Below are 15,904 nucleotides of genomic sequence, written 5' to 3'. Positions count from 1 at the left end.
TAATAAACCCTATATGCTATGGCTTCATTTGTTGATAAATTGCACCCGCTTGTTTTGAACATAGGTTTGGCTATTCATAATGCCGATTGGAACTGGAAAAATGTCAATAGCCCTTTTACACGTTTATATTATGTGACAGAAGGTACTGCACAAGTCTTAATATCGGGTAAAACTCAGATTCTAAAAGCTAACCACATGTATTTTATTCCAGCTTTTACCAAACATAGCTATATCTGCAACTCTTATTTTTCCCACTATTATCTGCATATATATGAAGAACACCAGTCAGACAGCAACTTACTGGACAATTGGGATTTTCCAATAGAAATCCCCGCTGTCGAAATAGATTTGGCATTATTTCAGCGGCTCTGCACTATAAATCCACATATGACCTTACAGAAATCAGACCCGACTTCTTACGATAACAATTACACCCTTATGCAGAATCTGCTAAAAAACAAACAACGGACCTTGTCTGATAAGATAGAATCAAGAGGTATTGTATATCAATTGCTAGCACGTTTCCTAAAAAGAGCTCAAGTAAAAATGGAATTAAAAGACAATCGGATAGAAGAAGCCATTCACTATATCCGTAAACATATAAATGAAACTATTGATTTAAGAGTACTCGCTGAGAATTCCTGTTTATCAAAAGACCATTTTATTCGTCTATTCAAAAAAGAGACAGGAGATACCCCCTTAAAATACATTAACCGTAAGAAAATAGAAAAAGCTCAACTCATACTAATAACCGATGATATGTCAATCAAAAATGTTGCATTAAATCTTGCTTTTGAAGATTATTCATACTTCAACAGGTTATTCAAAAAAATCACAGGTATTACTCCCCAAGAATATCGCACCTCTTATCACTCTTAAGCAGAAAAAAAGGAATAGCAACTTTCACACTATTCCTTTTTTCTCAACACGTAGTAAACGATTACGTTATCCTCAACTAATCTTCATACAGATAAAACATACGTTCCATCAACTTCCATTTTTCAGCAGAAGAACTCAAATACGGACAGTCTTGAAATTTAGACACATACTTTTCCCACTCAGCCTGCCGCGGAAGATTAGACAGTTTATCCATAGCTATCTCCCAATCAAAGTCCAGTGGAGTTTCTATAATCATAAAAAGTTGTGATCCCAATATATAAATTTCCATTTCCAGAATCCCTACTGCACGTATCCCCGCCCTTATTTCCGGCCATGCCTTTTCTTCACTATGTATCTTACGATACTCTTCAATCAGAATCGGATTATTTTTAAGGCTTAAAGTTTGGCAATACCTCTTTGTAGGCATGCTATACTCTTTCATTTTGTATCCCTGAATAGACGACATAGTAATAACTTTTATTTTCTAATTTTCAAGACAGGGGCTATATTCTTCAACGATTTAGCGGGTATATCAACAACAAGTCCCTTATCAGTACGTGTAAAAGATACTTTTCCGTAACCAAGCAACTCTACTCTGCCTATTTTAGTGGGATATAACCCGTTACCTTCCGCTAAAGACCTAATTAAGATTTTCCCATCTTCAGGCCATCCTAAAACTGTAGCATACAAATTTTTATCTGTTTGTGTAAAACGTATTTCCTTTGCATCAGCTTTACTATAGGCCCATTCGTTAAACCCCTGGGCGTTGAGTTGAACATCTTTATCCGCTATAGGTCCCTCACCAAATATTTTCCATGGACGCGTTTGATAGATTGCTTCCTTATTGATATTCATCCAATTACCAAATTCATTCAATATCTTTTCTTCTTTTTCATCAAATGTACCATCTGCACGCAACGGGACACTCAGAAGTAAGTTACCATTTTTACTGACAATATCAACTAACAGCTTCACTACGTCAGCTGCCGACTTATATTGATTATTATTATAAATAGACGTATTATAATGCCACCCGCCAAGGCACGAACATGACTGCCAAGGTTCATCTATTATTTTATTAGGAGCTCCACGTTCTACGTCCCATACCAAAGCTTTACGTTGATTTGCATCAAGAATCTTACCAAACATTACGGCATTCAATTTACCCTTTTGCATTGACATATTATGATTATAAAAATGAGCCGCAATTTTTAAGCCTGCATCACTTATAGGATAAAAAGGTGCAACAGTTACATCAAAATACAACAAATCCGGATTATAACGGTTTATTACATCAAGTGTACGATTATAGAAATTAGTGCAATATTCCTGTGTTGGTAAACAAACTCCATTTCCCCATGCCCATTGCCTATGAATTGTACCATTATCCCAACTATCCTGACTTAACGGATGATTCTGAGCATACAAGTCCTGAGGATCATATCCTTCCCACCACTTTCCTTTTCCATCAGCTTTCGTTAATTTCCCATCATACGGAATACCTTTTTTAGGACCTTGAGTATCGTGTCTTTGGGAAGTCTCATACCAACTCCAGGCATGGTCTGCATGCAGACTGACCCCAAAATAAAGTCCATGTTTACGCGCTGCTCTTTCCCATCCTTTCAATATATCTTTTTTAGGCCCCATATTAACCGAGTTCCATGGTTGATACTTACTATCCCAAAGGTCCATATTATCATGATGGTTACCCAAAGCAAAAAAATACTGAGCACCTATTTTTTTATAAAATGCAACCAACTTATCGGGGTCCCATTTTTCAGCCTTCCATAACGGAATAATATCTTTAAAGCCAAATTCAGAAGGATGACCGTAGTTCGCTATATGATGTCGATATTCAGGCGAATTTTCCATATACAAAGAACGAGCCATCCAATCGCCAGATCCTTCCACACATTGGGGGCCCCAATGAGCCCAAATGCCAAACTTTACATTTCTAAACCATTCCGGTATTTTATAATTAGCCAATGATTCCCAAGTAGGCTGGAATTTCCCTTGCATCATAGGTTCATCTTGCTCCGAAACAGGAACCTGATAGTTTTGAGCAGATAAAGTCTCCGCTATAAATAACAAGGATAGTAATAGTAATTTTTTTGCTTTCATAAATATTACGATTGAATTATATAATGCAAACGTAGCGCTTTTTTAGTGAAAAAAAATAGGATGAATACGATTTACAATAAAACAATATCGACTTTTAAAACAATATCATTTATTATCCTTACTTTATTACTGCCACAAATCCTCCACGAGGAAGACATGACATATCCATTTTATCGTTTGATAACTGGATGTCTTCTTCGATGGCAAAACTCTTATCGTCCACCCCATCCTTAAATACATCCATCGTTTTTCCTTCAACTTGCAGAGGAACCAATGAAAAAGAAAGAGTTTTATTCTCGTTAGTTCCGTTCAATCCTCCAATATACCATACATCTCCCTTACGTCGTGCCAGTACGATGTCAGCACCCGGATAGCCACACAACAGTTTTGTATCATCCCAAGCAGTAGGTAATCCCGAAAGGAATTCTCTTACTTTTCGAGGTAATGAACTGTACACCTCCGGCCTATCAGGCATATGCTGCAATGCTGACTCAAACACAACAGACAAAGCTAGTTCATGCCCACAAGTAGTGATATGAGGATGTTGGGAATCAGAGAATGTACCAGGTGTATAATCCATTGAGCCAATGACATTTCTGGTAAATGGCAATGTTACATTATGTTCAGCAGCACGATCTGTAAGTATTGGCTTATTGTTATACCACTCTGCCCCATAAACGGCTTCCATAGTCATCAGATGAGGATAAGTCCTTTGCCATCCACGAGGAATAGTAGCTCCATGAAAATTGACCATTAATTTATATTTAGCTGCATCTTCCAGCAAATCAATATAATAATCCATATTAGACGAATAATCATCAGGAAAAAAATCAATCTTAACCCCTACTACACCTGACTTTTGAAGCCAAGTATATTCCTTTATTCTGTTTTCCTTACTATTCAAGCGGTAAAGAGGACCCGGCCCCATCCAAGCAGTTGACGAATTATACCAAATCATAGGCTTTATATTTCGACTAAGAGAATAGGTTATCAAATCTTCAATATCTCCACCGTTTGACATTTCATTCCATTCCGCATCTATCAGACTATATGGCCACTTCATATCAACAGCCAAGTCAATGTAGTCTTTTACAATCTTGAAATTTTTGGAACCATGATTATGCGCCCAGTATACCCATGATGCAGAGCCCGGCATAATCCAACTTGTATCAGAAATTTTGTTAGGTTCAGAGACATCTGTTACCAAAGTAGATTCTACAATATCAGACAAAGAACCTATCATAAGAACTCTCCATGGCGATGTGAATGAATCACCCAAGGCTAATTTATCATCTGTCATCCGCACTTGATATTGATTCATATCATTTCCATTATACAATCTGGAACCACTATGTCCACGAAGTATATTGGCCTCAGTTATCAACACAAACAATGAATCGGCTGGTTCCAAAAGTAATGGATAGCCCCACATATTGTCTTTGCCTCTTTCTGCTCTGGTTTTCAATGGATAGAAACCTTCATAACCAACAGAATAATTCTGTATCCATCTTTTCGTTCCTTCTGGAATATAGTAAGCTGTATGTTCAGATGTCAGACTATCCTTATCTTGAACAGATGGTAAGCTATATCGAAATACAATCCCGTCATCGTAAGCCCTGAAAACGATATCTAAGGTTTCTGCCTTCTCATTCTCAAACCGAAATATCCTTTCATTTCCTCTATTCTGACAATGACTTCTTTTACCGGTAAGCATCACATAATCATCTTCAATTAGTTTAGTACCGGACACAGATTTCAACCTGATGTTATCGGTAAATGACATAAGCTGGGTTTCCAAGCCAATTCGGGTATCAGATAGAACCCTTCTGGAAGTTTTACCATCTTTGTACTCTACATTAAAAAAGACTTTGCCAAAACCGTCTTTTTCAGTATCTTCCTTTATTTCAACAGAAAGACATATCTTCCCATTAGGAGAAATCACACCTGTATCTTTTTGAGAACAAGAACAGAATGGAATACAAATGAGCACATAAAGCAGTAATTCATAACTTAAACAATTAAAGGAATGTTTCATACACTAAACAGTTAATATAAATAAATAAACTCATCCACATCGATATACCCCGCATCCGCTATATTATTAAAACAGTAAATCCCAATGCGGCTTCCCCGGTAATATCCCCATTCAAGTTGATATACCTCTCCGAACGGGGTAAACTTCCTGCCATCTGTACTATATGAAAATTGGCTTTTTCCATCCAGCCCCCATACAGATTTAATCCACACCTTGTTTCCCTTTATCGCAGGACCTGTGATTTTCTCTTTATTGGTCTGAAATTCCAGATTCCGGTCTTTGCCGGACTGGCGTACCCCCACCATGGCATAACTCTTAGAGTAATGACACAGTCCGGCTTTCTGTCCGTCAACCATGCCCTCAATGTTCATTTTTACAATAACCTCATTTTTGTTTGTACGAAAACAACGCTGAGTCAAGGTATTTCCCGCTTTCAGCAAATTATCCGTGACTAATGGACGAAAAGCTTTTAACCGCAAATTGCCTGGTCTTTCCGTTAATGACCACATCTCGTCCCGGGGCTGGTAGTTCCATTCCCATTGAGGAGAAAGTACCGACTTGCTAAAATCATCAGATGATTGTGGAGTCCGAACCGGATACTCATTGGAAGGCTTGGCCGCTTGCCATACCATTGTGCCAATGCCATCCTGCCCAACCTCACCAATAATCGGCCAACCATCGACCCAATATACCGGTAGCAGACTAGCAATCCGACCTGCCCAGTCACCCGTACCATGGTGGGTAAAAAAATACCACTTCCTGTCAGGACCTTCAACAAGTCCGCCTTGATTAGGCTCATTATATTCACGCTGTACATGACTTAATTGTTTCCTTTCAAGATACGGTCCTGTAATTGAAGAAGAACGTTGCATCATGATATATCTACCGCCATTTTTAACTTCACTGAAAAAATGATAATATGTTCCGTTGATTTTATAAAGTTTACTTGCCTCGCGACCATACCCCTCATTAATTAATATTTTAGAGTTTTCGATCAAGGTCTTCCCATCAGGTGTCATCCGGTACAGGTAAGTTTTGTATTTATCAGCAAAATGGGTACCTACAAAATATAGTTGCCCGTCATCGTCAAAGAAAGGACAACAGTCATCCCATCCCTTTTCTGCTTTTACACAGTGCAACGGTTCCCACGGTCCCGCAGGATCGGTAGCTGTCGACATAAAATAACCTTCATCCGGTGTACCGAAATACACATAGAATTTTCCCTGATAATAACGAATTGCCCCTGCCCAAATACCTCGGCCATAACGATTCATACGCGTCCAGTTCATTTCTTCACTGATCTGTCTCAGATCAGAAACCACATGACCTTTAATCGTCCAGTTCACCAAATCCTTGGAATGTATGATCACCATACCTGGGGAATATTGAAAGGTAGAAGAAATAGCATAATAATCATCCCCCACACGAATACAATCAATGTCACTGTAATCGGAAGGAAGGACAGGATTACAATAGGTGCCATCTCCCTGATCGCCCCAAGTTGTCCATTCTCCTCACTTGTAATCATTCTGTGCAAATACATTTACTGTTGACAAAGTAAAAATCAATACTACAATACATGTGGGGACTTTCATATTCATTTTTATATTCATACACTTTTGGCTTATTAATAAATATTCCATTCCCAGATACCGGGGACTCCTTTTAGGATTTTAATTCTCAGATAACGGAACCTTTTATTCAAGACATCGGTATGTGGTGAACACATCTTCCTATCTTGATGGACAGCGAACTCTTGCCAGACTTTTCCATCCATCGATGCTTCAATAACATAAGCATGTCCGGCAGTAGGGCGTACAAAATAAATTTCACTGCGTCTGACCTTCTTTACAGTACCCAAATCTGCCACAATCCATGGATTAATACTATCTTCGGCAGCAGCCATCCATCGGGAACCATTTGCTCCGTCCACCGCAAAAGAAGGAACAAAATATTCTGTCCGCAGACATGTCGGGTCTTTCATCGGTTCAATCTTCAACGGCACTTCAATACTAGACGCATAAACTGTATCTATTTTCATTTTTTTATCTGATTTCACCTTCTTCAATGCCCCCACTCCATCCATTGTTAGTTCGACAGGGCGAATCGTACCGTCTTCATTAAATTTCAGTTGATTCACATATGTCTGACGGTTTGTACTTCGCCTGCCAAACTCTAAATATGCGAAATAATAATTATCCGTACCCTCAGGATGAAAGACACAACCATGTCCCGGTCCGAAGATTCCCCGTTCATAATTGGTAGTAGATATTATATCCTGTTCAGGAGCTTCAAAAGGTCCCATAGGGGAAACCCGGCTCATTACATACGCATATTGATATTTCTCATCCCCTCCGATAGTGTACAAATAATAATATATTCCTTTACGTTTGAAAAAGATAGGTCCCTCAGAGTACTCCTTGCGAGGAGTAGAAATTACCTGTACTACAGAATCCACCGTAATCATATCCTCGTTGAGTTTGGCTACATGCCTTCGTCCCCAAAACACATAAGCCTGCCCATCGTCGTCAACAAAGATTTCAGCATCAATCCCGCCCGGATTCTTACTCTGCAATAAAGTAGAAGGAGTAAAAGGCTTATAGAATTCGTCTTTCCCACGTGCCAGTTTAAACGGTCCTTCAGGCTTATCAGCTACAGCAGGATACATATACCCATTGATAGTGGGATATATATAATATTTACCATTAGCAAAAATTGCTTTACTGGGAGCCCAATACTTCTCCTTTGCAGCCGAAGGGAAGTAAGTTCCATCAAAACTCCAGTGTACAAAGTCTTTTGATTTCCATACTACCGGAGGGCCTGATGTTTTAAGTCCCTGCCCATAGCCATCAGTAGTGGCATAGCAATAAAAGACACCATTAATTTCCTGAATACTCGCATCGGCAATCATATCCGGAATCAATGCATTGCCAAAAGGATTATTGTGCTGAGCTTTCACTTTCCCTACCAACATCATTACCAGCACAAAACTAAAAAAGATCTGTTTTTGCATACTATTATCTATTATCCAAAGTTAATGCCTGATTCATACAAAAATTACAGTTGAATAAGACAATGCAAACGTACTTTTTTTCTGGTAAGTTTAATAGGATAAATACGATTTACGATAAGACAATACCGATATTTAAAGTAACAGCATTTACAAATAAACCATATTGACAGGCTACTTTATACAAAGAATACCTCCTTGAGGGCGGATTTCCAACTGCACCTTACCGTTTTCCTTCACTTTCAGTGACGTTAACTCCGGTTCTCCCTTTTTATCATCCTTATAAAGAGCCACCGTCTTTCCGGCAAACATTTCCAAATCCAGTTTTAGTTTCAGCGGTTCTTTGCCGGCATTTACAGCTGCCAGATACCAGGTATCTCCCTGACGACGGGCCAACACCACATACTTCCCCGGATAGCCATCGACAAACCGTGTCTCATCCCACGTTGTGGGCACCCGCTTCATAAAGTCCATGCAAACAGCCGGAACATCTTTCAGATTGTTAGGAGCCAGTGCAAAGTTTTGAACCGGATTCTGCAACAGAACGGTAGTCGCCAACTGGAACACGTCCGTAGTCCGGCGTGTTGTACCGCCGTCGTTATTACGGTTCAGGCGCTTATTCAGAAAGCAGCCGCCAAACTCCATCGATCCCACCGTATTGCGGATAAACGGATGCAGGCAAGTATTGAACGCTTCCTCATCACAGAAATGCTGATTGAACACCATATTTTCCGAAGCCAGCACTGCTTCACTGCCCACATAATTCGGATACATACGCTCCCATCCGCGAGGTAATGTGCAACCGTGGAAAATCACCATCAATCCGTGATCGTCCGCATCACTCAGAATATCTTCATACAGCCGCATTGTCTCCTGCTTGTCACCGCCGAAGAAATCAACCTTGATTCCCTTCACACCGAGACTTTGCAGCCATTTCATTTCACGTTTACGAATGATTGCATTATCCATTCGGTTCACCGGTCCCTGTTCAATGTCATTCCAATAGCCGGAAGAACTATACCACAAGAACAACTCGACACCTTTATCGCGTGCATACTCAACCAGCGACTTCATACGCTGATGCCCGATTCTAGTATCCCACCAGTTATCGATCAACGCATACTCATATCCCATAGCCGAAGCAAAATCAATGTAACGTACCTGATCATCATAGTTGATACTGCCGTCCTGCCAAAGAATCCAGCTCCACGTGCCACGCCCGAAACGATAATCATGTTTTGTTTCATAAAGCGGGCTTACCACATCCCACGGAACGGTTGTTTCTACAATCGGCTTCAGATGATCTCCCACTGTGATGGTACGCCACGGAGTAGCGCCGGGCAGTGCAAAAGCAGGAGCGACCGTTCCGTTTCCATTATTTTCTTCCGCCATCGGAAAGGCGACCGTATATAAATTCCCTTCACTCACATCACTCAAACGTGAACCGCAATAACGACTGTCCACACCCGTCTCGCTGACCAGCACCCAACCGTCATTTCCTATACGAAACAAACAAGGGAACGTATACCCATGTCCGTACTGCGAACGGTCGCTCATCGGCGCATCCGCTTTATATTCTTCTTCATAACTGGGTTTCGTACGTTTCCAGCCAATCATCGCATCGCTCTGCGGACACAAGAAAGTAGTAGTCTGCTCCGGAAAGCGGAAACCTGTTTGTTCTTCCTTCACCGTCACACTCGCTTTTCCTCCCTGATGCGGCAAAGTATAGCGGAAAGCCACATCATTATCACTCACCCGAAAAATAACTCCCAGCTTTTGTCCCTGCTCATTCTCTAAATGACAAGTCAGTTCATTGGCACGGTAATGTACGTTGGAAACTTTGATACGTGTCTGTTGATAAACAGTATCGATCTTGTCGACGGAATGTCCGGTCAGTTTAAGATTCTTCGTAAAATCACCGATATTGGTATTCATGCCTAAAGGAGACTTTTCCAACATCGTCTTTCCGTTGTAACTCACAGAATAACAAGGCTTCGTCTCGTTTTGCACAAATACCGCCAACTGCAACTTTTCGTCCGGTCCTTTTACAACCACATCCTGTGCTGCAAGAGTGCTTATACCAAGAATCGCTGTCAAAGTGCTTACAAGTTTCTTCATAATATTATTTTTCTTTTATGATTAAATGTCCTCATTGTAACAAAAGCAAAAATAGAGAATATAATTATATTCGCATACAAACTTTCATCGTTTGCATGATTTCCCCCCTTTTTTGATTGATATGCAGACATTCCCTCCCGAAACCCTTTACAAAAAGAACAGTTTATCCAAGTATAACCCCGACTTTTTTTATCTTTGCATCATCGAACATCATAATCCTTATCCCAATGGCGGCAAATAACCAGAAAAACACCCGAATACTACTATTCCTCCTCCTGTGTATCAGGATGACACTGACGGTGGACGCCAACGACTTCCTGTTTACATCGATCAACACGGCACAAGGATTGAGCGACAACCAAATACGCTACATACTCCAACTCCCCGACGGAAGAATGGTATTCACCACCAACGGGAATGTCAATCTGTATGACGGCTTACATTTCAGCTACCTTCACCGCACGGCAGAAGACGTTTCCCCGCTGAAACAGTATGAAGGATGTTACCGCATCTATCAATGCGGAGATTCACTCCTATGGATTAAAGATTATCATAAACTGATGTGCATCGATCTCCATCAAGAAAAATACATACCTCACCTTGACTCCTATTTCCGCAGAAAAGAGATACACGAACCGGTAGAAGACCTTTTCGTCGACAATTCGGGACGTATCTGGCTACTTACTTCCCAAGAGTTGCGGGAACTGGAAACAGGCATCCGTCTCACCCTGCCGGAGAATGAACATCGAAAGCTACAGGACATACATTCGGATGAACTTGCGGTTTACCTATTCTATCATACCGGTGAAGTCGTTTGCTACGACCCGAAAACCGGGAAACAGTTGTATGACAGAGCTGCTTATCCCGCCTCCGAACAGGAGAACTTCAACCGTACTTCTCTCGTTGTCAAAAGCAAAAAAGGATTCTACCAGTTACGCAACGGCCGCAAAGGAGGATTCTTCTACTTTAATCCCCAAAACCGGACATGGGAAAAGCTGTTCGAACAGAACTACACGCTCAACACCCTGATCATCACTCCACAGGGCGATAAAGCATATATCAGTTGTGTCCACGGTTTCTGGATCATCGACCTCGAAAGCAGGGAACAGCAATACATCCCCGTACTGGAAACAAAGAAGGGAAAGCTCGTTTCGACCGAAGTCAGCACCATCTTTCAGGATGCCCAAGGCGGGTTATGGGTCGGCACACTCAATCGGGGATTACTCTATCATCATCCTGCCACACACAAACTGATTCACGTCAGCCGCACTGCTTTCCCCGCATCACCGGAAGAGGATGTCGCTGTCAAAGCTTTTGCAGAAGATGATAACGGCAATATCTATCTGAAAAGCCATTCCACAATCTATCAGTTAGCTGTCGATCAGGACGGTTCACGGACTCTGCTACCTGTACCAGCCTCATCGGTCTCTGCAGAATTGGCAAAGGAATTAGATCAAAGGGGGGGAAACAAATATTACAGAGGCCAATCATACACCGCTCTATGCACCGACACACGGGGCTGGACATGGGCAGGGACAGCCGATGGACTGGAACTCTTCACCGATCAAGAGCAAACACCGGACAGCAAACCGACCACACAAACAGCAGATAATCAATCCGCCTCACCTAATAAACAAGCCCACCGCATTTTCTATCGTGAAAACGGACTGAGCAATAACTTCGTACAATCAATCATCGAAGACAGAAACAACTATATCTGGGTAACTACCAGCAATGGCATTTCACGCATCCATATCAATCCGGAGAATCAGGAAATCGGCTTTACCAACTTCAATCAACTGGACGGGGCTTTAGAAGAGGAATATATACAGGGAGCTATCTTTGAGTCTTCGGACGGTACACTCTATTTCGGAGGCATCGACGGCTTTACCATTTTCCGTCCCGACCATAAATCCGCCACTCCGGGCCTGCCTTACAAACCGGTTTTCACCAACTTACATCTCTACGGTGAAAAAGTAAACACGGGAGAAAAGTACGGAAACCGCATCATCCTGCCACAAGCCGCCCCTTACACAAAGGACCTAGAACTGGACTACAACCAGAACTTTCTGACCTTCGAATGTTCGGCACTGAACTACGTGAACAGCGAACGCACCTACTACCGCTACCAACTGGAAGGCATCGACAAACAATGGATGAACGCTTTCGCCAGCGGACAAGGGAATGCAACAGTCGGCAACGGCATCCTGCAGGCATCCTATACCAATCTACCGCCGGGAGATTATACATTCAAAGTCGCTGCATCCGACAACCTGTTACAATGGAACGATAACATCACAAAGATACACGTCACTATCCACGCTCCCTGGTGGAAAACGACTACCGCCTACGTTCTGTATACGGCCTTCGTGTTACTGATTGTCTTAGCAAGCATCCGCCTCTATATCTATCAGACCAAGAAAAAGATGAAACAGCAACATAAAGAAGAAATCCTGCTGCTCCGCATCCGCAACCTGATAGAGCAATGCAACAGCTATGAAGCCGAACAGAAAGCCCGTTCGGAGAAGAAAAGCCACCCTTCCGTCTGCGACAGGAACGAAACGGCAGATGATAATGAAAAGCCAAACGGCATAGAACCGGACAGTGCAGAATCCGCCTTTTTAGTGCAAGCGATAGAACTGGTAGAAAAGAACCTTGACGTCAACGGCTACTCCGTAGAGCAACTAAGCCGTGACCTCTGCATGGAACGCACCGGACTCTACCGCAAACTGGTGACTTTGCTCGACCAGTCCCCCAGCCTCTTTATCCGCAACATCCGCCTCCAACGAGCAGCGCAACTACTTGCCGAAGGCAAACTGAGCGTAACCGAAATAGCGGAGCGTACCGGCTTCAGCAGTTCCAGCTACCTAAGCAAATGTTTTCAAGAAATGTATGGATGCCGTCCCTCGGAATATACGGAGAAAGCGAAGAAATCAACCTGATTGTTGTTTGTTTCAACATAGCTATTGTCCGCAAAACGTCCTTCCATCCTACCTTTGCCGTATCATAAAGCACTTAAAGAAACCATGAAAATGAATCTAAGAAAAACAGGCATCCTGTTGGCATGGGCCATGATCATTGCCGCAAACGGTACGGCACAAAACGTACAACGCACTTCCCAAGGCATCAAGTATGCAGCACAAGGGATGAACGTCAGTGTAGAATTTTATTCGCCTTCCATCATCCGGGTATATAAAACGCCCGGCGAGACAGCTTCCGACAAAGAAAGCCTCGTTGTCATCAAAGCACCGGAACAAACCCCGGTTTCCTTCGGTGAAAACGGGAAAAATGTAACATTGAGCAGTCAGATGATACAAGTGGAAGTGAACCCCGAAACAGGCGGCATCCACTTCTTTGACAAACTAGGGCAACGGCTGCTGACCGACAAAGACTACGGTACACAGTTTACCCCTTTCAATGACGCAGGCGTCCCCTCCTACAATGTCCGTCAGGCTTTCCTGCTGGATAAGGACGAAGTGATCTACGGTCTGGGGCAACAGCAGACCGGCAAAGTGAACCAACGCAATCAGAAACTCTTTCTCCGCAACCAGAACATGAGTATCTGTATCCCCTTCATCCACTCCATCAAAGGCTATGCCCTCTACTGGGACAATTACTCTCCTACCACCTTCCTCGACAATCCGCAAGAAACCTCCTTCGACTCGGAAGTAGGCGACTGTGCCGACTACTACTTCATCTACGGCGGCAACGCCGACGGAGTCATAGCCGGAGTACGCGACCTGACCGGACAAGCCCCGTTGTATCCTCTCTGGACACTGGGCTTCTGGCAATGCCGCGAACGCTACAAAAGTCCGGACGAACTGTGCGAAGTCGTAGACAAATACCGGGAGCTGAAAGTTCCTCTGGATGGAATCATCCAAGACTGGCAATACTGGGGCTGCAACGAGAACTGGAACTCCATGAAATTCCAGAATCCCCGCTACATCAATAAGATGGGTGACCCGGAATACATGAAATTCCTCCCGAACGGAGAAGACAAAAACGCCGACTACGGCACTCCCCGCATCAAAAGCCCCAAAGAAATGATCGACTACGTGCACAAGCAGAACGCCCACATCATGATCTCCGTATGGGCCTCCTTCGGCCCGTGGACAGAAATGTATCAGAAGATGGACAGTCTGAAAGCACTGCTCCACTTCGAAACGTGGCCGCCCAAAGCCGGAGTAAAACCTTATGACCCGTATAATCCGGTAGCACGGGACATCTACTGGGAAGCAATGAAAAAGAACATCTTCGACCTCGGCATGGACGCCTGGTGGCTCGACTCCACCGAACCGGACCATATGGATATCAAAGACCAGGACTTCAACACGCAGACTTATCTGGGTTCTTTCCGCAGGGTACACAACGCCTTCCCCTTAATGTCCAACAAAGGCGTATACGAACACCAACGCGCCACTACTTCCGACAAACGCGTATTCCTGCTTACCCGTTCCTCCTTCCTCGGACAGCAACGGTATGCTTCCCATTCATGGAGCGGAGACGTAACTTCCGAATGGTCCGTCATGCGCAAGCAACTAGCGGCAGGACTGAACTATGCGTTATGCGGCATCCCGTACTGGAACACAGACCTAGGTGGCTTCTTCGCATGGAGATATAACAATAACGTAAACAACATCGCCTATCATGAACTGCACGTCCGCTGGTATCAGTGGGGAGTATTCCAGCCGATCATGCGTTCACACAATTCCAGTCCGGTAGCCGTAGAAATCTACCAGTTCGGCAAGAAAGGCGACTGGTCATACGATGCACTGGAAAAATACACTCACTTACGTTACCGCCTGTTACCATACATCTACAGCACTTCCTGGGAAGTGACCAGCAAAGCAGGCAGCATCATGCGCCCTCTCATGATGGACTTCCCGAAAGACAAGAAAGTGCTCGATATGGACACCGAATATATGTTCGGACGCAACTTCCTGGTTCGCCCGGTGACGGATTCATTGTATACATGGCAAGACAAGAAGCAAAACGGTCATCAGAAAGACATGAGCAAAATCGGAAAGACCGATGTTTACCTTCCCCAAGGTGCCCGCTGGATCGACTTCTGGACCGGGCAAACACTGGAAGGCGGACAGACCCTGCAACGTGAAGTCCCGATTGACATTATGCCGATCTACGTCCGTGCCGGCTCTATTCTCCCCTGGGGGACCGCCGTGCAATACTCTACGGAAAAGAAATGGGACAATCTGACCATCCGTATCTATCCGGGAGCGAACGCGGAATTTACCCTTTACGAAGATGAGTTCGACAATTATAACTACGAAAAGGGAGCTTACTCCACCATCACCTTGAAATGGAACGACCAAGACCGTACACTGACCATCGACGACCGGAAAGGCAGCTATAAAGGAATGCTGAAAAGCCGCAAATTCAACCTCATAGTTGTAGAACCGGGAAAAGGCTGTGGCGACGGAGATTCAACCACCTTTGACAAATCCATCTCCTATAGAGGTAAGAAAGTGATTGCCAAGCTATAAACTGACGATAATCAGATAACTAACACGAGTTCGATATGGTCCATCTTGTTGGATTATATCGAACTCGTGTTCCTTAGTAAAAAACATACTTCTTATTGTCACTTATCACCTTTTGAGGATAACCTACTGATTATTAGCCATCATTGGGTGATAATAAGTGGTGATAATAGGGTGACAATAGCCATACATCACACATTTTATTGTCACCTTTCCCCATCCTATTACTTGTTACTTATTACG

General features: G+C 43.1%; 10 protein-coding genes. 3 read left to right on the top strand and 7 right to left on the bottom strand.

Features of this window, described 5'->3' with window-relative positions:
• Positions 1 to 18 precede the first annotated feature (18 nt).
• Positions 19 to 879 carry an AraC family transcriptional regulator gene (locus tag BT_RS18500; protein ID WP_008767033.1) on the top strand — a complete coding sequence of 287 codons (861 nt, stop codon included), beginning with the start codon at positions 19 to 21 and terminating at the stop codon, positions 877 to 879.
• 76 nt (positions 880 to 955) lie between these two features.
• Here the strand turns inward: BT_RS18500 and BT_RS18495 are convergent, their stop codons facing one another.
• The 7 genes from BT_RS18495 to BT_RS18465 form a co-directional block, all read right to left on the bottom strand.
• Entirely contained in the window at positions 956 to 1,345 is a 390-nt protein-coding gene (locus BT_RS18495) for an L-rhamnose mutarotase (RefSeq protein ID WP_008767034.1), read from the bottom strand.
• Positions 1,346 to 1,356: 11 nt separating this feature from the next.
• Positions 1,357 to 3,000, bottom strand: a complete 1,644-nt coding sequence (locus BT_RS18490) for an alpha-L-fucosidase (RefSeq protein WP_008767035.1) — start codon at positions 2,998 to 3,000, stop codon at positions 1,357 to 1,359.
• A gap of 118 nt (positions 3,001 to 3,118) precedes the next feature.
• Complete coding sequence (locus BT_RS18485) at positions 3,119 to 5,035, bottom strand: glycoside hydrolase family 97 protein (protein WP_008767036.1); 1,917 nt, start codon at positions 5,033 to 5,035, stop codon at positions 3,119 to 3,121.
• An 11-nt stretch (positions 5,036 to 5,046) separates the two neighbouring features.
• Positions 5,047 to 6,459 (bottom strand): glycoside hydrolase family 43 protein, encoded by a 1,413-nt coding sequence (locus tag BT_RS18480; protein ID WP_234135610.1) that lies wholly within the window; start codon positions 6,457 to 6,459, stop codon positions 5,047 to 5,049.
• Positions 6,402 to 6,563 carry a hypothetical protein gene (locus BT_RS18475; RefSeq protein WP_008767038.1) on the bottom strand — a complete coding sequence of 54 codons (162 nt, stop codon included), beginning with the start codon at positions 6,561 to 6,563 and terminating at the stop codon, positions 6,402 to 6,404. The genes BT_RS18480 and BT_RS18475 overlap by 58 nt, the downstream gene beginning before the upstream one ends.
• A 99-nt stretch (positions 6,564 to 6,662) precedes the next feature.
• A complete protein-coding gene (locus BT_RS18470) occupies positions 6,663 to 8,048 on the bottom strand; it encodes a family 43 glycosylhydrolase (protein ID WP_011108924.1) in 1,386 nt (461 codons plus the stop codon).
• 171 nt (positions 8,049 to 8,219) lie between these two features.
• Positions 8,220 to 10,163, bottom strand: coding sequence for a glycoside hydrolase family 97 protein (locus tag BT_RS18465; RefSeq protein ID WP_008767043.1), 1,944 nt, complete (start codon positions 10,161 to 10,163; stop codon positions 8,220 to 8,222).
• A gap of 227 nt (positions 10,164 to 10,390) precedes the next feature.
• Between BT_RS18465 and BT_RS18460 the strand changes: the two genes are divergently transcribed.
• Together BT_RS18460 and BT_RS18455 are read left to right on the top strand one after the other, a co-directional pair.
• A complete protein-coding gene (locus BT_RS18460) occupies positions 10,391 to 13,105 on the top strand; it encodes a two-component regulator propeller domain-containing protein (RefSeq protein WP_011108923.1) in 2,715 nt (904 codons plus the stop codon).
• Between the two features lie 84 nt (positions 13,106 to 13,189).
• A complete protein-coding gene (locus tag BT_RS18455) occupies positions 13,190 to 15,664 on the top strand; it encodes a glycoside hydrolase family 31 protein (protein ID WP_011108922.1) in 2,475 nt (824 codons plus the stop codon).
• Positions 15,665 to 15,904 lie beyond the last annotated feature (240 nt).

It is taken from the genome of Bacteroides thetaiotaomicron VPI-5482 (genome assembly GCF_000011065.1).
Lineage (GTDB): Bacteria > Bacteroidota > Bacteroidia > Bacteroidales > Bacteroidaceae > Bacteroides > Bacteroides thetaiotaomicron.
This window is presented reverse-complemented; position numbering and strand designations above follow the sequence as displayed.